This window comes from Delftia sp. DS1230, from assembly GCF_040112715.1.
Lineage (GTDB): Bacteria > Pseudomonadota > Gammaproteobacteria > Burkholderiales > Burkholderiaceae_C > Comamonas > Comamonas tsuruhatensis.
On the sequence record NZ_CP157763.1, the window covers coordinates 4842544 to 4860336 of the forward strand.

Genomic DNA, 17793 nt, shown 5'->3' on the forward strand with positions numbered 1-17793 from the left:
CCCCTTCCTGGTTTCCTGCTTCCCTGCTGCCCTGCTCTCCCGCTTTCACCGAACCCGCCATGTCCCCCAAGATCGCCCCCGTCCTGCTGCTGCTGATCTCCAACGTCTTCATGACCTTCGCCTGGTACGGGCACCTGAAGTTCGAGAACCGGCCTCTGTACCTCGTCATCCTGGTGAGCTGGCTGATCGCGCTGGCCGAGTACTGCTTCGCCGTGCCTGCCAACCGGCTCGGCCATGAGGTCTACAGCGCGGCCGAGCTCAAGACCATCCAGGAGGTGATCACGCTGGTGGTGTTCGCCGTCTTCTCCGTGCTCTACCTGGGCGAGAAGCTCACCCTCAACCACCTGGTGGGCTTCGGCTTCATCTGCCTGGGCGCCTTCTTCGTGTTCAAGGGCCCCTTGCGCTGAAGGAAGCCGCCATGCACCGCACACACCACCATGCGCGGCGCTGGCTGCCGGGGCTCCACTTCTTCCTGGCCGATGTGCGCGACGGCCTGGGCCCCTTCCTGGGCGTCTTCCTGCTCGCCCAGGGCTGGCGGCTGGACGACATCGGCTACGTCATGGCCCTGGGCGGCATCACGGGCATGCTGGCCACCACGCCGCTGGGCGCGCTGGTCGATGCCTCGCGCCGCAAGCGCAGGCTGCTGGCAGCGGCCATCGCCCTGCTGCTGGCGGGCAACCTGGCCATCTGGATCGCACCGTCGCTGGCCGTGACGGCGGCATCGCAGGTCATCACCGGCGTGGTCGCGGCCTTGATCGCCCCCTGCCTGCTGGGCATCACGCTGCAGATCACCGGCCATACGGACCTGCCCCGGCAACTGGGCATCAACGAAGCCTGGAACCACGCAGGCAACGTGGCCACGGCCGCACTGGCGGGGGCCATGGGCCTGCGCTGGGGACTGCCTTCCGTCTTCGTGCTCATGGCCCTGATGGGCTGCGCCTCGCTGGCCTGCCTGGCGCTGATGCGGCTGGATGAAACCCCGCAAGACACGCCGCCCCCAGAGCAGGCCGGGCCTTGCGCCCCCGGCCTGCTGCACGTGCTCACGGGCACGCCGGCGCTGCGGGTGCTGGCCGTGGCCATGCTGCTGTTTCACCTGGGCAATGCCGCCATGCTGCCGCTGCTGGGCCAGGCCGCCGTGGCGCGCGGCCATGCCAACCCCAGCGGCTTCACGGCGCTGACCATCATCGTGGCGCAACTGGTCATGATCCCCATGGCCCTGCTCGCCGGGCGCCACGCCCAGCGCAGCGGCTACTGGCTGCTGGTCAAGGCGGCCCTGCTGTCGCTGCCGCTGCGCGGCCTGGTCGCCGCCACCTGGGACTCCGACTGGGCGCTGATCCCCGTGCAGGTGCTGGACGGCGTGGGCGCCGGGCTGCTGGGCGTTGCCCTGCCGGGCCTGGTCGCGCAGACGCTGCGCGGCACCGGCCACGTCAACGCAGGCCTGGGCGCCGTGATGACGCTGCAGGGCCTGGGCGCGGCCGCCAGCCCGGCACTGGCGGGCTGGATCGCGCAGCGCTTCGGCTTTGATGCGGCCTTTCTTTCGCTGGGCGGCATCGCGGTGCTGGCCCTGGCGCTGTGCTGGTTCGGCGCACCGTCCGAACACCGGGCGGCCCGTCTCCAGCCCAAGGCCTGAGGACCGGCAGCGCACGGCTCGCTTTCGGAGCACCTGGACACATTTGGGGGCCTGGAAACATAGGAGAATTCCTAGGACCCGAACCAGAACCCGCGCCATTGCGGACTTGCCTCCCTGCGGCCAGCGCCTGCCGCCCCCGAATGACAGTCAAGAACAAGAAGCCTTCCGCGCGCAAGCGCAGTTCCTCCCCCGCCTCCAAGAAGAAAGCCTCCGGCCGCAGCGGCCGCAGCGGACTGTGGCGCTCCGTGATCGCCGCCGTGGTCGCGGCAGCGGGCACCTTCCAGATCGCCAGCTGCAGCCTGGACCCGAACTGGCATCCCAAGCTGCCCGAGCCGCCCCTGCTGTCCACCCTGCCCATCCCCGGGCTGGAGCACCTGCGCAAGCAGCCGGAGACAGGTTCGGGCACGGCCTCCGGTGGCGCCAGCCCGCCTGCCGGCAGCCTGGCCACGGGCTTTTCGCACTGCCGCGATTTCTTCCCCGGTGGCGAGCCCCCTGCCCTGCAGGTCCAACCCCTTCAGCGCGAGCTGTGCTTCAGCGCCTTCGCCGTGCTGCACAGCGGACAGACCAAGACGCCCGTCTTCGTGGTGGAGCGCCTGAACCGCCAGTTGCTGGAGCAGGGCCAGGGCCTCAAGCGCAGCGACAAGTTCTATGCCGATGCCCGCCTGCCGCGCGCCGAGCGTGCCGAACTGGACGACTACCGCCGCTCCGGCTACTCGCGCGGCCACATGGCGCCGGCCGGCGACATGTACTCGCCCGAGGCCATGGCCCAGAGCTTCAGCCTGGCCAACATGGTTCCCCAGGACCAGACCCACAACGGCGGCGTCTGGAGCAAGGTCGAGCAGGACACGCGCCGCTACGCCCAGCGCGCCAAGGGCGATGTCTACGTCTTCACCGGGCCGGTGTTCGACGGCCAGCCGCTGACCATCGGGCCGGGCAAGGTCCATGTGCCCAGCCATATCTTCAAGCTGGTCTACGACGCGAGCACGGGGCGTGCCTGGGCGCACTGGCAGGCCAATAGCCCGGATACGCGGATGAGTGCGCCCATCAGTTATGAGGAGTTCACTCGGAGGACGGGGATGCCGTTGTTGGCGGGGGTGATGAGGGGGCGCAGCTAGTCTTCTGGCGTGGGCCAGGGAACTGTTTCTTGCCCCTGCCGGGGGGTTGTTTTTCGAGGCCGGGTCTCGGCCCGGCGGCCGACTGCCCTTTCTTGATTCGCCAAGAAAGGTCAGATCAAAGAAGGCGACCCGGATGTCCGCGACCCTCCGCTTCGCTGCGGGCAACCTGCGTCGTGGCGGTTGCGGGGTTCGCTGCGGAACTCGCTTTGCGCTTCGCGCGCCGCTCAAACAACCGCAGCGAGTCAGATCACGAAGCAGTCCTGTCCTTCGGCAGGACTGCAACCCCGCAACCGCCACGCCGCAGGCGCGGACATACGGGAGTGGGGAGAAGGGCGCGCGCGGTGCGCTGCGCGCTGCTGGCGCTGCGGCTCAGGGGGTTACCGTGCGCCGGTCCAGAACCTTGTCTATCAGGCCCCATTCGCGGGCTTCTTCTGCGGTCATGAAGCGGTCGCGGTCCAGGTCGCGTTCCACCTCTTCGTAGCTGCGGCCGCAGTGCTGGGCGTACAGGCGTGTCACGCGGTCCTTGGTGCGCAGCATTTCCTCGGCATGGATGCGGATGTCCGAGGCCTGGCCCTGCACGCCGCCCAACGGCTGGTGCACGTGCAGGCTGGCGTTGGGCAGGGCCATGCGGTGGCCGGGCTCGCCGGCCATGAGCAGGAAGGAGCCCATGGAGCGCGCCGTGCCCATGCACAGCGTGTGCACGGGTGACTTGATGAACTGCATGGTGTCGTACATGGCCAGGCCGCTGGTGATCACCCCGCCCGGCGAGTTGATGTAGAGGTGAATGGGCTTGTCCGGGTTCTCCGCCTCCAGGAACAGCAGCTGCGCGCAGACCAGGGCAGAGACCGCATCGTTGACCTCGCCGTTGAGAAAGATCACGCGGTCGCGCAGCAGGCGCGAGTAGATGTCGAAGGACCGCTCTCCGCGCGCCGACTGTTCGACAACCATGGGGACGAGCATCATCGATTCGCGCATGGGCGAACTCCTGTGTGTGGTGGTGAAAAAGAAAGGGCTGCGGCCCTGCGCCGCATGCCCCGTTGCCCGGGCAGGGTTTCAGGTCGCGTACATCAGGAAGCCGCCGTCGTTGGCCGCTTCCCTGGCCGGCTGCACCCGCGCATCGGTCAGCACATGGACGATGCGCAGCAGCGTGCCGCCATCGGCGCCGGGGCTGATCTGCAGGTCCACCGTGCTTTCAAGAAAGGGCGGCTCCGCCTCGCGCAGCCGCAGGCGCAGTTCCTGCTGCGGCACCTGCAGCAGCGGCTCGGCATGCTCGGTGCCCGGCAGCCACTGCGCGCGCAGCTCGGGAATGCTCAGCGCGCGCCAGACCTTCTCGGGCGGGGCGTCCAGCGCGTACTCCTGCACCAGCTCGCGGGCCGCATCGTCGGTGTCCATATTGCTCATCTTGTTCATTGGTCCATGTCCTTGAGCAGGCCCTTGAGTGCATCCACGCGCTGCGGCCAGTAGGCGCGGTACTTCGCCAGCCAGCCCGCAATCTGCGCCAGCCCTTCGGGATCGACCTCGTAATGCATGAAGCGCCCCTGGCGCTGCTCGCTCACCAGCCCCGCATTGCGCAGCACGGCCAGATGCTGGGACATGGCCGACTGGCTGATATCCATCCCCTCGCGCAGCGCGCTGGCATGCATGCTGCCAGCGGCCAGCTTCTCGAAGATGGAGCGGCGCGTAGGGTCGGCCAGGGCCTTGAAGATGTCGTTCTCGGGCATGGCAACACTTTAGCAACCACTTATTTCAAACGCAAGCCCCGCACGCCAATCCCGCCGCCACACCCTCATCCGCAAACCGCTTGGCCGCCTTGAGCAGATAGCTCACGGCATAGAGGATGGGGTCGTCGGCCTCATCCCCATTCAGATGGTCCACCACCTCGATGGCATAGCCCAGATTCACCGCCGTGTCGTGCAGCAGGCCCAGCAATTCCTTGTCCTGCGGCTCCAGCGACTGCGCCTGATCGGCCTTCACGTAGTAGATGCGCAGCAGATCCCGGCAGACGCAATTGATGGCCGTGACCTTGTGGCGAGCGTGCAGGTCCAGCACATCCAGCGCGGCGCCCATGTGCAGGACGGCGTCGATGGCGAGGTCGGCGAGCCGAGGCGCGCCAGAAGCAGCCGTTGAAGGATCGGGATGATGAGGCATCCCGCGATGCTCGTTGAATCGGCGAGGGGCGTCTCTACGGAATTCGTAGAACGGAAGGCAAGCCAGGATGGTTGTCTTCGGCTTGGATACGACGATGGCGGCCACCCGTGGAAAAGTCTCACCGGATTGCGCAAATCCTCGGAGTGCCGACTGCCTACCTTTACTGCGAGGACGATGATCTTGCTGAAGTGATCCTGGCGTGGAGCAAGCTTGCTCGCGGTGGTCGGGCGCAGGCGAAAAAAGCTGTGCTGGGTTGGTGGCTGGGCGGCAGGGGCGAACCAACTGCAGCCCCGATGACGGCATGTTGGCAGGATTAAGCGGCAAGAGATCGCTGGCTGCGTATCGATATCTCGAAGGGAGGCTGTTCTTCTCAGACGACGGCAAGCCACCAGAAGCAGCCGGTCAGCCTTCAGCCCGAGTATCCTAAGACCCATATGTTCGAAGTGACGCCAGATATTCTTGCCACCGCCCGCTCGGAGCTAACAGCATGTCGGCCTTCAGTGGCATTGCGAGCTATTGCACGGCGCTTCCAGCTCGAACGCACTGATGTTGCATGGGTTGCGGCAGACATATTTCAGAACATTGCAACACCCGAAGTCCAAGCCCTTTGGCACTGGGATATGGCAGGATACGGCAAGGGTCATACAGACGAAGAAATTGACAGTCTGCTCGGCCACCTTGTCGTTAAGTAAAAATAGGCGCGCTTGCAAAGTACAGCATGCGACTAAAACCTGATCTTCACCACCATCTCCCGGCATCATGAATAAAGATCTCCTCTTTTTTGCACTCGTTGCTGTAGTGTTCTTAGGGGTTTTCGTCTGGGACCGTTGGAATTACCGGAAAGCAAGGAAGATCATCTCCTCCTGGAATTGCTTTCGTTGCGGCGCAAACTTGGGTCCTATGCAATCCGTTTTTATTCGTGTAGCTGGAGGTCCCGGTTCGGCCACTTCAGCACGTGTATGCCAAAAATGCGCAAAGCGTGATTCGCGCATCTGGTGGGCAGGCATAGCACTTGTCAGCATCCTCCTTGTAGCGACCGGTGTCTTCTTGGCATGTTCAGGGGGCCATTGAGTGCGCTTCCGGTATTGTGCTGAAGCGATCGCAGAATCGGTGTGTTCCTGCTCTTTCCTTCTGGCCGGTCGAGTTCGGCCAAAACCGGCAGCTCACCATCCCCGTACAAAAGAGCCAAAGGCGGACATTAGACCAATGAAACTCGGACCTCGATATCTGAACCGGAAGTTATCGTTCGCAGAGCCGGCGCTGGAAAGAGTCGCGCTGATGAAGTCATTGGCGGATGCACCGGGCTTGCTCGCCATCGGAGGGATTGAACGACACCACAAAGGCGGTCATCGAGTGTCTCTAGATGTCGACTATGCCCGGCTGAGCGACTTCATGGCATACATGGACTCGCAGGGGTGGCTAGACGGCATGTGAACAGCCAGTGATGTCTGTTTTATGCGCCGTACGGCAGAATTCCGTCAATACGGCCGACTGCTGTTTTCTGCCAACTGCGGACTTTTCGCGGCTGCCTCCTGTTTTTTCTTTAGTCTCCACCAATACGATGATGAACTCAGGCCCCAATAGCAGCGATGCTGCGCGACTCGATGCGATGTCGCTTGGAATTCTTCGAGAAAAAGAGACCAGTGAGTACGTCGACTACGTATTTTTCGCCGACGTCTGGGGCGATGACCCCCGTAGAAAAGGGCGCCTCATGCTCACCGGCCAACAACGCGGACTTTTTCGCATTGACAAGGTCTCCTCGCGAGCCAGCTTGTTGAGGCCGATGGTCGGCGATGAGGGAGGTAAGCGCTTCCAGCGGGCAGCGCACACGGTGACAAGCGAGCACCTGCGAACGGGAAGCTTTCCTGAGGCATCGCAGTATGCAAGTGGCTGATTCAGGTCTAGAGCTTCAAAACGGCCACAACCGGTCGCCTGCCGCACAGGCAAAATCTCCCCTTCAAACTGACATTTGACGCGGGTATTGGACCTCGTGAAGCACACCACCTATTTCCAGATTGAGCCATCAGCAGTTGCGCTGGCCACCTTCCCATCAGTACTCGTGGCGACTGAGGCGGACATTCTTCTGCAGCCCGTGCTGACAAGCAGGAGCTGGGCCGACAGGTCGGCCTGGTGCCAAGAGACGGTTGCCATGACGGTGAAACTGCTCTACCTTGCGCGCGTTCGTGAGTACGAGTTCCTGTCCTCTTCTCCCGACGCCCGCCGCGTCCTCGGTTCCGACGACATCACCACTCAGGTGTTTGACCGCTGGTGGACTATTCGCGAGATGCCCTGGGAAGAGCCTTCTGAGCATTGGGAATGCTACTTGGCCGCGGTCTCGAAGAAAGTTGAGGCGACGGGCCGCATTGCCGTCGACGATTTGCTCCACGCCATCTTGGAGCGCCAAGCGACCGGGCGGCGGATTTGAGGTGGCCAGTCAACAAGCGTCCATCACTGATGCAACCAAGATCCAGGGCTGTGCAGTGAACATCGTCAACCGGCCAAGAGCGGACATTGCTTCTATCCGATAGTCAAATCTAAAGCCGAATTTGCAACGTCGATTGAAAGTCGCAAAGGCTGGATATGGGTGTGTGGACAAAGTGTCAAGCTAACGGGCACCGAGCTTGGACACAATGGCGCCTCAGACGCCTTCTCGCCTGTCTACACCCCCCTCATGTCTTCCAACATCCTGACCTTTACCTGCATCGGCGCTGATGCCCTTATGCTCTCCGCGCTGCACGGTCACCTCCAGACCGCAGTCGGCCAGTTCGCCGACCAGTGGCCCGCGCCGCTGCAAGCTTGCTTCGACGACTGGGAGAAGCCCTTCGTGACCAGTACGTCGCTGCGGGGCGAGACGCTGCGCTTCGTGATTGACACCTCATCCGGTGACGAATTGGAGAAGGCGCATATCCAGGCACTGCACGACGCCGGCGCGACGCACATCCGAGTGCGCATCTGGTACGGGCAGGTCGGCGAAACGCGAACGCTGCATTACCAAGGCGGCAAAAAGGTTGCTGCCAAGGCCTTCCCGGCGCCGATGCTGACTGAGGAGGAGGAGCTGCTGGAGCTGCTGCTGGACGGCAAGGAGGCTGCCTTCGCCAAGGCCATCAAGGCCGGCGCACCGAAGAATGCCGTAGTCGATGGCACGCCGCTTCTGGTGCATGCGGCCAAGGCCCGGCTAGGCAAGGCGGTGTCGGCGCTGCTGGACGCGAACGTCGACCTAATCGCCTGCCTGGCCTGGGTCGACGAGGTCGCAGAGGTGGTGCAGAGCTACGGCGGCAAGAACACTCCGGCACTGCTGCGCACGCTCGTGCAGGCGCCACAAGCCGACCCCGTGGCGCTGTGGCGCTCGGAGTGTGTGCTGCGCGCGCTCTGCGAACATCCCGAACTGCTGGCCTTGCTGGCTTCTCGCGAGGGCGTGGACGTCAACGCGCAGATCCGCTGGGCCCTGCACCCGGAGCAGGTGAGGGGCAGCCTTCTCTTCAACAGTGTGAGTTTCTTTAAGGACCGGCTGGACGTGCTGGCCGTGCTGGAGACACTGGGCGCGCGCTCCGTTGCGCCGCCGGCCATGAGCGATCAGCGCCGCCTGGAGCGCCTGTACTGGCAGGAGCGCGACGCAGGAACCGTTGCCGAGTTGGTCGCCGCAGGGGTGAATCTGGACACCCCGCTGTGGGATGACCGCCCCACCTCCCTGCTGCGTAACGTCATGCGCCACCCGACGATGGGTTGCCAGCCGCTGACCCTGGCCAATGAGTTGCTCACCAACGGTGCCAGCGCCGCGTTCTGGATGGAGCCCGATGCGTTTCAGCGCGAGGTGTTAGTTGGCATTTTCGACGCCAAGGAGCGGGCGCTCATGGCCGACGTCCCACTGAACGGCGACCGACACTTCGTCCCGGCGCGCGATGGTCAGTTGATCTTGGATTTCTTGGCCGGGCTGCTTGCCCAGGGGTTAGACGCCAACATGCCTGTGCGCCTGTGCTTGCACAAATTGACGGGCAGCGGCATTGACGCTGACTTCCGCTACAAGCGTCTGTACTGGCGCGGCTCGCTGCTCGGTGCCGTTGCGCTGCTGCTGTGCGGTCGCGGCAGCGAGATGCGCCCGATCTGCCTACCGCTGGCGGCGCTGCTGCTGAGCTACGGCGCAGCCCCCGATGACGCAGGCGATCTGGTGGATAGCACGAAAGGCGAGATCTACTGGGACATCTTGCTGCGGGGCGACTGGAGCCGCGAGGCGTGGGACAGCCATCCCCCGACCGGCACGGTAGTTGAACGACTTCGCCATCGACAGAACCAAGTGCCGGACGAGGTCGACGCAGAACTCATCGCGATTTTGGAGAAGCGCGGCCGGTAGTAGGCCAGCCGACCGCTCGCCAGCCAACGTTTGCAAGAGCCTTCAGGCTTGCATTGAGTTATGCCGATGCGGCCGCAGGTCTTCGAAACTGGGGTGCTCTGGACGACCGCTTTTGAATTTGCTTCGAAGACCGCAATGGGTCGCCAGCCGACTGCTGGCCGGCAGCTTCAGGCTGGTTGCTATCTGTTAGCCCCACGGCAGACCTCTTGCCATCCATGCCGTCAACACCCCGCTGGCCGTCTTCTCGCACATGCCGGCAATGGCCCAGCAAGCCCCTGTTCTTTCTCAGTGACCAGCGTGCCGCGCCCCGGTCCTGAGAGCGCCAAAACTAAAATGCCGCCATGACTGCACCCTCGGCTTCCCCCCATTCCTTCGACAAACTTGCGCTTTCGCCTGCGACGCTCGCCAATCTTGAGCGGCTCGGCTACCTTGAAATGACGGCGATTCAGCTCGCCAGCCTGCCCCCTGCGCTTGAAGGCAAGGATGTGATCGCTCAGGCGAAGACCGGCAGCGGCAAGACCGCAGCCTTTGCCCTGGCGCTGCTGGCCAAGCTGGATACGCGCAATTTCTCGGTGCAAGGCCTGGTGCTCTGCCCCACCCGCGAGCTGGCCGATCAGGTGACGACCGAGATTCGCCGCCTGGCGCGTGCGGAAGACAATGTCAAGGTGGTGACCCTGTCCGGCGGCGTTCCGCTGCGCGGCCAGAACGCGAGCCTTGAGAACGGCGCGCACGTGATCGTGGGCACGCCCGGCCGTGTGATCGATCACCTGGACCGGGGCAATCTGAACCTTGATTCGCTGAACACCTTGGTGCTTGACGAAGCGGATCGCATGCTCGACATGGGTTTCGTCGATGACATCGCCAAGGTCGCCAAGCAGTGCCCCCCGCAGCGCCAGACCTTGCTGTTCTCCGCAACCTACCCTGAAGGCATCGCCAAGCTGGCCGCGCGATTCATGCGTGACCCGGTCACGGTCAAGGTCGCCGCGCAGCACAGCGGCGAGCAGATCGAGCAGCGCTGGTACGAGGTGGACAAGGAAGAGCGGCTGCCTGCGGTGGCTCGCCTGCTGGAGCATTTCCGGCCCGAGAGCACGCTGGCCTTCTGCAATACCAAGGCGCGCTGCCGGGCCCTTGCCGAGCTGCTGCAGGCCCAGGGCTACAGCGCGCTGGAGCTGCACGGCGATCTGGAGCAGCGTGACCGTGACCAGGTGCTGGTGCGCTTCGTGAACGGCAGTTGCTCCGTGCTGGTCGCCACCGATGTGGCGGCTCGCGGGCTGGATGTGACCAACCTGGGCGCCGTCATCAACGTGGACATCACGCCCGACCCTGAAGTGCACGTGCACCGCATCGGCCGCACAGGCCGCGCCGGCCAGAAAGGCCTGGCCCTGAGTCTTGCGACGATGGACGAAATGGGCGCGGTCGGAAACATCGAGCAGATGCAGGGCAGCCCATCCGTCTGGTACCCGCTGGACGAGCTGACGCCGACTCCCGGCGGCCGGCTCCTGCCATCCAAGGCCACCATCCACATCAATGCCAGCCGCAAGGACAAGATCCGCCCGGGCGATGTGCTGGGCGCGCTCACCGCAGACCTGGGCTACACCCGCGAGCAAGTGGGCAAGATCGACATCAACGAGTTCGCAACCTATGTGGCCGTGGACCGCAAGATTGCGCATGACGTGGTTGCCCGGCTCAATAGCGGAAAGATCAAGGGGCGAACGGTGAAGGCGCGCTTGCTCAAGGATTGAGGGGTTGCAGGCGCCGAGGCACGAACGACCACAACGGGTCGTTTCGCGCCAGCCACTGCCCATTCTTGTTTCGTTGGGATCGACGGCCAACGATGGTCCTGGCTGCTCACCGGGTCCGTCGGCCGCGCCCTCGCCTTGAAAGGTCTGGAAAGACCGGGCCTGTCATGACTGCGCGGCAGGGTTGGCCGCTTCGGCTTTTTCTACGGGCGGCTGCAGCCCTTCGGCCAGCGCCGCGCCCAGCGCGTCGATCACTGCCCGCACGCCCGGCACGTTGCGGCGGTCGCGGTGATAGGCCAGGTACACCGGGCAGGACGGCAGTGGCGCGTCCACCTCCAGCCGTGCCAGGCCGGGCACGGCATGGGCCATGGCGTCGGGCAGCAGGCAGATGCCCTGGCCTTGCTCCGTGGCCTCCTGGCGGGCCAGGTCGGAGCCGGATCGAAAGACGAACCGGGTGGCGCCCCGGCTGGCCAGCCACAGGTTGGAGGCGTCCTGCCGGCCGGTGGCCAGGTCCTGTCCCACGAAGTCGTGGCTGGCGAAGTCCTGCACGCGCAGGCGGCGACCCGGCAGGCGCTGCTCGACATAGCCGTGCGAGGCGTACAGGCCAAACGTCAGTTGCCCCGCCCATTTCTCCACCACCACGGCCGAGCTGGAGCGCCCGACCCGGAGCGCAACGTCCACTTCGCGCCGCCCGACATCCGTGAAGCGCGACTCCACGGCCACTTCGATATGCAGCCCGGGGTGCGCGCTTCTCAACTGCGAGAGCACGGCGGTCACCGGCTTCACGAAGCCTTCGCCCATGCTGACGCGGATGGTGCCGGTCAGCGCATGGGCCTTCTCAGCGGGCCGGTCGTCGCGCTTGATGCCGCCCAGTCCCAGCTCGAATTGCTCGGCCAGTTCCACCAGTTCCATCGCATCGGGCTCCACCGTCGTCCCTGCGCTGCTGCGGTGTACCAGGGCGCGGCCCAGGGATTGCTCCAGCGCCTCGATGCGCCGCGCGACGGTGGAGGTGGACAGGCCCAGGGCAGCGCCTGCGGCAAGCAGGCTTTGGTGGCGGTGAAGCGCCAGGAGCACACGCAGGTCATCCCAGGTGGTGGGCGGTTGGTTTTTCATGAATGCAAATCAGCTTACCAGCGCTGCCCATTCCCAGCCGGGCACCCCGTCGCAATACTCGAGTGCATGAAAACCCCTTTTGATTTCTCCCAGAAAACCGTCCTGGTGACCGGCGCCTCCATGGGCATCGGTGAAGTATTCGCCAGGGAGCTTGCCCGCCGTGGCGCCAAAGTCGTGCTGATCGCGCGCAGCCGCGACAGGCTCGAAAAGCTCGCCAGCGAATTGCCCGGCGCCGAGTTCCTGGTGGAGGACCTGGCCGCACCCGGGGCGGCCCGGCGGGTCTTCGATACCGTCAGCGCCAAGGGCCTGCTGCCGGATCTGCTGGTGAACAACGCCGGCTTCGGCAGCCACGGCAGGTTTGATGAACTGGCGCTGGCCATGCAGCGGGAGGCCATCGATCTGAATGTGGGCGCCCTGGTGGAGCTGACGCACCTGTTGCTCCCCGCACTGGAGCAGCGCCAGGGCGGCGTCATCAACATCGCCTCCACGGCAGCGTTTCAGCCGGTCCCGTACATGGCGGTCTACGCCGCGACCAAGGCCTTCGTCCTTTCGTTCAGCGAAGCGCTCTGGGCCGAGTACCGGCCACGCGGCGTGCGTGTGCTGGCGTTGTGCCCGGGCGCTACCGACACGGCGTTCTTCGCCCGCGCCGGCGAGGCCGCATCCTTCGGGAAAAAAGCATCCAGCGAAGACGTGGTTCGCCTGGGGCTGAAAGCCTTCGACGACAACCGCGCATCGGTGGTGCACGGCTGCGCCAACTACCTGACGGCCCTGGGCGGGCGCATTGTCACGCGCGAGTTCATGGCCCGGTTCACGGCGCGCGTGATGAGGCCTGCCGCGCAGCCGGCTTGAAGACGACTGGCAAGAGACAGCGATAAAAAAAAACCTGTCCCCTTCCCAACCCTAGCCCAGCACGAGCCTTGCTAGCCTTGGCACATGCTGATCTCCGAACTCGCCCGGCTCACGGGCGTCTCCATCCACGCGCTGCGGCACTACGAGCGCGCGGGCCTGCTCAAGCCCCGGCGCCTGCCCAATGGCTACCGCGACTATCCGCGCTCGGCCCGGCGCGAGGTGGTGTTCATCGCCATGTCCCGCGCGCTGGGGTTCGGGCTGCCGCGCATTGCGGAGAACCTGCGCGCCTGGCGTGCGGGGCGCATAGGTCCCGGTGACCTGGCCGATGCCGTGCAGCAGCGCGTGCAGGAGATAGACGAACAGATCGCTGCGCTGCAGGCCCAGCGCGCCCAGGCCCTGGACCATGTGCAGTGGCTGCGCGCCCGCCAGGCCGAGCGGGATCTGGCGCAGACGGCACCGACCCCAGCCAGCACCCCCGACAAACCCGCCGCGCCCTGGCCGCGCGTGCGCCGTGCCGCTTCACCCACCACGAAGGAGACAGGCCATGACTGAGCCGACCACCCACCCCACCCCATCCACCCAGGCGCTGCAGAACGCCGTGCTGGCCATGCCCATGGCTCGCACCCTGGGCCTGCGCTTCGTGCGTGCCGAGCCCGGAGCCACCGAGCTGGAGATGCCCATTGCCGATGCCCTGTGCTTTCAGCCGGGCCAGTTGCAGGCCACGGCGGTCTTTGCACTGGGCGACTTTGCGGCGGTGTCGGCCGCAGGTTCACTGCTGCCTGCCGGCTGGGCCAATGCCACGGTGGACGGCAGCGTGAAGCTCTTCGCCCCCGCACGCGGCACCCACCTGCGGGCGCGCGGCCGCGTGGTGGATGCCGGCCGCGTGCTCAGCATCTGCGCAGCCGACCTGTTCGCGGTGGCCGAGGATGGTCATGAAACGCATTGCGCGACCTGGCTGGGCACGGCGCGCAATCTGGAGCCCAGGCCCGTGCGGGCCTGAGGGCGCCCCCGCCGCCTCCCCACCCCGTATGTCAGCGCCTGCGTCGTGGCGGTTGCGGGGTTGCAGTCCTGCCGAAGGACAGGACTGCTTTGTCAACTGACTTGCCGCAGTTGTTTGAGCGGCGCGCGAAGCGCAAAGCGAGTTCTGCGGCAAACCCCGCAACCGCCACGACGCAGGTTGCCCGCAGCGAAGCGGAGGGTCGCGGACATCCGGGTCGCCTTCTTTGATCTGACCTTTCTTGGCGAATCAAGAAAGGGCAGTCGGCCGCCGGGCCGAGGCCCGGCCTCGAAAAGCAACCGCCCGGCAGGGTCAGAAAAACAGTCCCCAGGCAGACACCCCCTCTTTAAAAGCTCACCCCCGCAGCTTCGCCCGCCGCGCCTTCACCGCCGCAGCCAGCTGCTGCAGCACAGGCACAGTCTGCTCCAGGCTGATGCAGGCATCGGTCACGGACACGCCATGCGCCAGCGGCTGGCCGTCCACGATGTCCTGCCGCCCTTCCTGCAGGTGGCTTTCGATCATCAGCCCCGTGATGCGGGCATCGCCACCGGCGATCTGCTGGGCCACGTCGGCCGCCACATCGATCTGGCGGCGGTGCTGCTTGCTGCTGTTGGCGTGGGAGACATCGATCATGACCTGCGGGCGCAGGCCCGCACCTTCCAGCAGGGCGCAGGCGGCCTGCACATGCTCGGCGCCGTAGTTGGGCTGCTTGCCGCCGCGCAGGATGACGTGGCAGTCGCCATTGCCGCGGGTCTCGAAGATGGCAGACTGGCCCATCTTGGTCATGCCCATGAAGGCGTGGGGCGCGCTGGCCGCCTGGATGGCGTCGCTGGCCACCTTGACGCCGCCGTCCGTGCCGTTCTTGAAGCCCACAGGGCAGGACAGGCCGCTGGCCAGCTGGCGGTGGCTCTGGCTTTCCGTGGTGCGCGCGCCGATGGCGCCCCAGCTGACCAGGTCGCTGATGAATTGCGGCGACAGCAGGTCCAGGAATTCCGTGCCCACGGGCAGGCCCAGGGCCAGCACGTCCAGCAGCAGGGCGCGGGCCATTTCCAGGCCTTCGTTGATGGCGAAGCTGCCGTCCAGGTGCGGGTCGTTGATGTAGCCCTTCCAGCCTACGGTGGTGCGGGGCTTCTCGAAGTAGACGCGCATGACCACGAGCAGCTCGCCGGCCAGGGCGTCGGCCTGGGCCTTGAGCTGGCGCGCATAGTCCATGGCCTGGTCGTGGTCGTGGATGGAGCAGGGTCCGACGACGACGATGAGCCGGTCGTCCCGGCCCTGCAGCACGTCCGAGATGGCGGCGCGGCTGGTTTCCACCAGTTGCTGCGCGGCTTCGGGCGCGGGCAGCCATTCCTGCAGCAGGGCCGGGGTGATCAGGGGGCGCACGGCCTTGATGCGCAGGTCGTCGATGCGGGTGGTGTCGTGCGTGCTCAGGGGCACGGCACTGCGTTGTACGTGGGTGGGGGTGGTCATGGCGCTATTGTCGCGCCTTGAGGTTTCCCGACCGGGGCGGGGCAAGTGGCTTGCCCGCCCCTGGCATCGACTTACTGAGCCGCCGCTGCAGGTGCAGGTGCAGGTGCAGGTGCAGGTGCAGGTGCAGGTGCAGGTGCAGGTGCAGGTGCCGCTGCTGGCGCAGGCGCAGGTGCGGACTCTGGCGCAGCCGGCACAGCGGCCGGTGCCGCGCCGTACTGCCAGCCGGCGGGCAGCAGGCCATCGACCCAGTGCAGGCGCCAGGCCATCAGTGCCAGCAAGGCCACCACGGCCAGCGCCACCAGGGTGTTGCGCAGGCCATTGCCTTCCGCATAGGGATCGCCCGCCGTGCGCCGCGCGCCCACCGGCACCTTGGCGGTCTGCGACAGGCTGCGGCCCAGCGGCAGGTTGATGCGCATGCGGCCGTTGATGGCCCAGCCGCTGGCGTCCAGGATGGGCCCCAGGCTGCGCTGGCGCAGCTTGAGCCAGGCAATCATCATGCTGGGCCCGGAGATGGCCGCGATGAGGCCGACCAGGGCCACGGGAATCCAGGGCCCCAGGTCGATGAACTTGCCGAAGATGCCCACCAGCACGGCGCTGATGGAGCCCAGGGCCACGCCCAGGGCGGCCACGGTGCCCACATCGGTCTTGCGCGGGGCGGCCGCAGCCGTGGCGGCTGTGGCGTTGGCCGCAGCGGTGCCGGGCGCCGTGACCAGCTGGCCGGCCTGCGTGCCCAGGCTGGCGGTCACGCCTTCTTCCTTGGCCGAGGCGCGCTTGGCCACCTGTTCCTCCACCATGCGCAGGAATTTCTTGTAGGGCAGGAAGAAGGCCTGGCCGATGCTGGTGGGGTTCTCGATGAGCTTGACGATGGTGGCGTCCCAGTCGTTGCCCGCGCGGTCATAGAACACGCCGTTGCGGCCCACGAAGAGAAAGTCCACGTCGCCCGCCGTGAAGGCCGCGACGATGGCTTTCTTCTTGCCCTCGCGCCTGAGCTCGCAGTAGGCAAGGCAGGTCTTGGCACGGCCGGCCAGCGCGGCATGTGCAGCCGTGTCGCTCACTTCAACGGTCAGGTCGCAGCTGCGGGCATCCAGGTAGAGCGTGCCGGCCTGGAAGGCCGCGCCCTCGCGCCGGTAAAAGAGGCTGAACGAGACGAAGTTGTTGAGCAGCGCCAGCAGGTCGCGCTGCAGGCGGATCAATTTTTCCAGCGCTACGGCCTGCAGGCTGTGTTCCTTCTCGGACTCGTCCTGGGCGATGAGGTCCAGCAGCGCGGCTTCCTGGCCGCCGTCCAGCAGCGCCTGCACCTCCTGTTGAGACAGGGCATCGAGCGGCGTGGCGGGCCGGGCCGCCAGCCATTGGCGGCAGGGCTGCAGCGCGGCCTTGACCTGCTCCCACTGCGCGGCGGTGATCTCCTGCAGGTCTTCGCCCAGCACGGGCTGCACGGCCTGCTCGCGCAGCGCCTGCAGCGCGCCGGCCCATGCGGGGTTGACCCCCTGCGTCAGCGGCAGCGCGCGATCGGCCGCCACGGCGGCCAGGGGCAGCGCGGCAATGGCCTGGGCGCCGCTGTCCAGCACCTCGCGGCCCAGGGCGGCATAGCCCTCCACGGAGGGGTTGAGCGGGTCCTGCGCGCGCGTGTCGAAGGCGGCCAGGCGTGTGCGTGCGAAGAAGTCGTCCACCTTGGGCTGGACCGCGTCCACGGCGCGGGCGGCGGCCAGGGCCTGGTCGCGCTCGGCAATGCCGCAGCCCAGGGCCTCGGCGCCCGCATGCCAGTCGCGCAGTGCGCGCAGGTCCGCATAGAAGGCCTCTGCCTGCTGGCGCGCGATGCCGGCCACGCCGTCGGCGCCGGCAGCGGTGCCGTAGGCCTTGCCAATGCGTTCGATCAGCTCGGCCAGTGCCTTGTCGCCCTCGGCCGTGGCGGGGCTGACGATGCCGTCGCCATTGAAGCGCATGGCCGCCAGGGAGGCCAGGCGCTCGCGCACCTGGGCCAGGCTCAGCGCGGCGCCGCCGGCCTGGCCGGACAGGGCCAGCATGCGCTCGGCCTCGGCATGCAGCAAGGCGCCCTGCTCGCTGTCGCGCTCCAGGCTGGACAGTTGCAGCACGTCGCCGCCATCGGCCAGCACCTGCGGGTCGCGCACGCGCGCCACGGCCCATTGGCAGGCGGCGATCAGTTCGGGCGGGCGGATGCGGCCGTCCTTGTCTTCGTCGATCAGGTCCAGCGTGTCGCTGTCGAACTCGATGCCGCGCGTGGGGCAGGCCAGGGCCACCCACAGCTTCTGGTCCAGCTCGCCGATGTGCGCAATGTCCTGCCCGGTGCGGATGACCACCTGGTCCACTCCACCGGCGCGAAAAAACTCCCAAGCATGTTGCTGCTGCATGAAATACCCAACGGC

The 17793-nt window shown here is 66.2% G+C and carries 18 protein-coding genes; 11 read left to right on the forward strand and 7 right to left on the reverse strand.

Going from position 1 to position 17793, the window contains the following annotated elements:
- The first annotated feature begins 59 nt into the window (after positions 1–59).
- From AAN986_RS21795 to AAN986_RS21805, 3 genes are all read left to right on the forward strand, one after another.
- Positions 60–407, forward strand: a complete 348-nt coding sequence (locus AAN986_RS21795; RefSeq protein ID WP_012203978.1) for a DMT family protein — start codon at positions 60–62, stop codon at positions 405–407.
- Between the two features lie 11 nt (positions 408–418).
- On the forward strand, positions 419–1630 hold the full coding sequence (locus tag AAN986_RS21800; protein WP_047218975.1) for an MFS transporter: 1212 nt from the start codon (positions 419–421) through the stop codon (positions 1628–1630).
- Positions 1631–1770: 140 nt separating this feature from the next.
- Positions 1771–2745: a DNA/RNA non-specific endonuclease gene (locus AAN986_RS21805; protein WP_047218976.1), complete on the forward strand. Its 975-nt coding sequence runs from the start codon at positions 1771–1773 to the stop codon at positions 2743–2745.
- A 369-nt stretch (positions 2746–3114) separates the two neighbouring features.
- Here AAN986_RS21805 and AAN986_RS21810 read toward each other — a convergent pair whose 3' ends face one another.
- The 4 genes from AAN986_RS21810 to AAN986_RS21825 all read right to left on the reverse strand — a co-directional run bounded on the left by AAN986_RS21810 (position 3115) and on the right by AAN986_RS21825 (position 4812).
- Positions 3115–3720: an ATP-dependent Clp protease proteolytic subunit gene (locus AAN986_RS21810; RefSeq protein ID WP_013803771.1), complete on the reverse strand. Its 606-nt coding sequence runs from the start codon at positions 3718–3720 to the stop codon at positions 3115–3117.
- Between the two features lie 78 nt (positions 3721–3798).
- A complete protein-coding gene (locus AAN986_RS21815; RefSeq protein WP_016454522.1) occupies positions 3799–4155 on the reverse strand; it encodes an SRPBCC domain-containing protein in 357 nt (118 codons plus the stop codon).
- The gene (locus AAN986_RS21820) at positions 4152–4466 is read right to left on the reverse strand and encodes a metalloregulator ArsR/SmtB family transcription factor (RefSeq protein WP_016454521.1); all 315 of its coding nucleotides are present in this window, start codon (positions 4464–4466) and stop codon (positions 4152–4154) included. The genes AAN986_RS21815 and AAN986_RS21820 overlap by 4 nt, the downstream gene beginning before the upstream one ends.
- Before the next feature lie 25 nt (positions 4467–4491).
- Positions 4492–4812 carry a hypothetical protein gene (locus AAN986_RS21825; protein ID WP_241150403.1) on the reverse strand — a complete coding sequence of 107 codons (321 nt, stop codon included), beginning with the start codon at positions 4810–4812 and terminating at the stop codon, positions 4492–4494.
- Between the two features lie 515 nt (positions 4813–5327).
- Between AAN986_RS21825 and AAN986_RS21830 the strand changes: the two genes are divergently transcribed.
- The 5 genes from AAN986_RS21830 (at position 5328) to dbpA (ending at position 10983) form a co-directional block, all read left to right on the forward strand.
- Complete coding sequence (locus AAN986_RS21830) at positions 5328–5585, forward strand: hypothetical protein (protein WP_156179901.1); 258 nt, start codon at positions 5328–5330, stop codon at positions 5583–5585.
- Positions 5586–6337: 752 nt separating this feature from the next.
- Entirely contained in the window at positions 6338–6787 is a 450-nt protein-coding gene (locus tag AAN986_RS21835; protein WP_156179903.1) for a hypothetical protein, read from the forward strand.
- Between the two features lie 96 nt (positions 6788–6883).
- A complete protein-coding gene (locus AAN986_RS21840) occupies positions 6884–7318 on the forward strand; it encodes a hypothetical protein (protein ID WP_156179906.1) in 435 nt (144 codons plus the stop codon).
- Between the two features lie 246 nt (positions 7319–7564).
- On the forward strand, positions 7565–9241 hold the full coding sequence (locus AAN986_RS21845; protein WP_016450329.1) for a hypothetical protein: 1677 nt from the start codon (positions 7565–7567) through the stop codon (positions 9239–9241).
- 341 nt (positions 9242–9582) lie between these two features.
- Positions 9583–10983, forward strand: a complete 1401-nt coding sequence (gene dbpA, locus AAN986_RS21850; RefSeq protein WP_016454517.1) for an ATP-dependent RNA helicase DbpA — start codon at positions 9583–9585, stop codon at positions 10981–10983.
- A 162-nt stretch (positions 10984–11145) separates the two neighbouring features.
- Here dbpA and AAN986_RS21855 read toward each other — a convergent pair whose 3' ends face one another.
- Complete coding sequence (locus AAN986_RS21855; RefSeq protein WP_047218980.1) at positions 11146–12093, reverse strand: LysR family transcriptional regulator; 948 nt, start codon at positions 12091–12093, stop codon at positions 11146–11148.
- Positions 12094–12159: 66 nt separating this feature from the next.
- Between AAN986_RS21855 and AAN986_RS21860 the strand changes: the two genes are divergently transcribed.
- The 3 genes from AAN986_RS21860 to AAN986_RS21870 all read left to right on the forward strand — a co-directional run bounded on the left by AAN986_RS21860 (position 12160) and on the right by AAN986_RS21870 (position 13942).
- On the forward strand, positions 12160–12942 hold the full coding sequence (locus tag AAN986_RS21860; protein ID WP_047218981.1) for an SDR family oxidoreductase: 783 nt from the start codon (positions 12160–12162) through the stop codon (positions 12940–12942).
- A gap of 84 nt (positions 12943–13026) precedes the next feature.
- Complete coding sequence (locus AAN986_RS21865) at positions 13027–13494, forward strand: MerR family DNA-binding transcriptional regulator (RefSeq protein WP_047218982.1); 468 nt, start codon at positions 13027–13029, stop codon at positions 13492–13494.
- Entirely contained in the window at positions 13487–13942 is a 456-nt protein-coding gene (locus AAN986_RS21870) for a PaaI family thioesterase (protein ID WP_016450324.1), read from the forward strand. Before AAN986_RS21865 ends, AAN986_RS21870 begins: the two co-directional genes overlap by 8 nt.
- A gap of 351 nt (positions 13943–14293) precedes the next feature.
- Here AAN986_RS21870 and AAN986_RS21875 read toward each other — a convergent pair whose 3' ends face one another.
- A complete protein-coding gene (locus tag AAN986_RS21875) occupies positions 14294–15409 on the reverse strand; it encodes a 3-deoxy-7-phosphoheptulonate synthase (protein ID WP_016450323.1) in 1116 nt (371 codons plus the stop codon).
- A 71-nt stretch (positions 15410–15480) separates the two neighbouring features.
- Positions 15481–17778, reverse strand: coding sequence for a hypothetical protein (locus AAN986_RS21880; RefSeq protein WP_349335483.1), 2298 nt, complete (start codon positions 17776–17778; stop codon positions 15481–15483).
- Between the last annotated feature and the right edge of the window lie 15 nt (positions 17779–17793).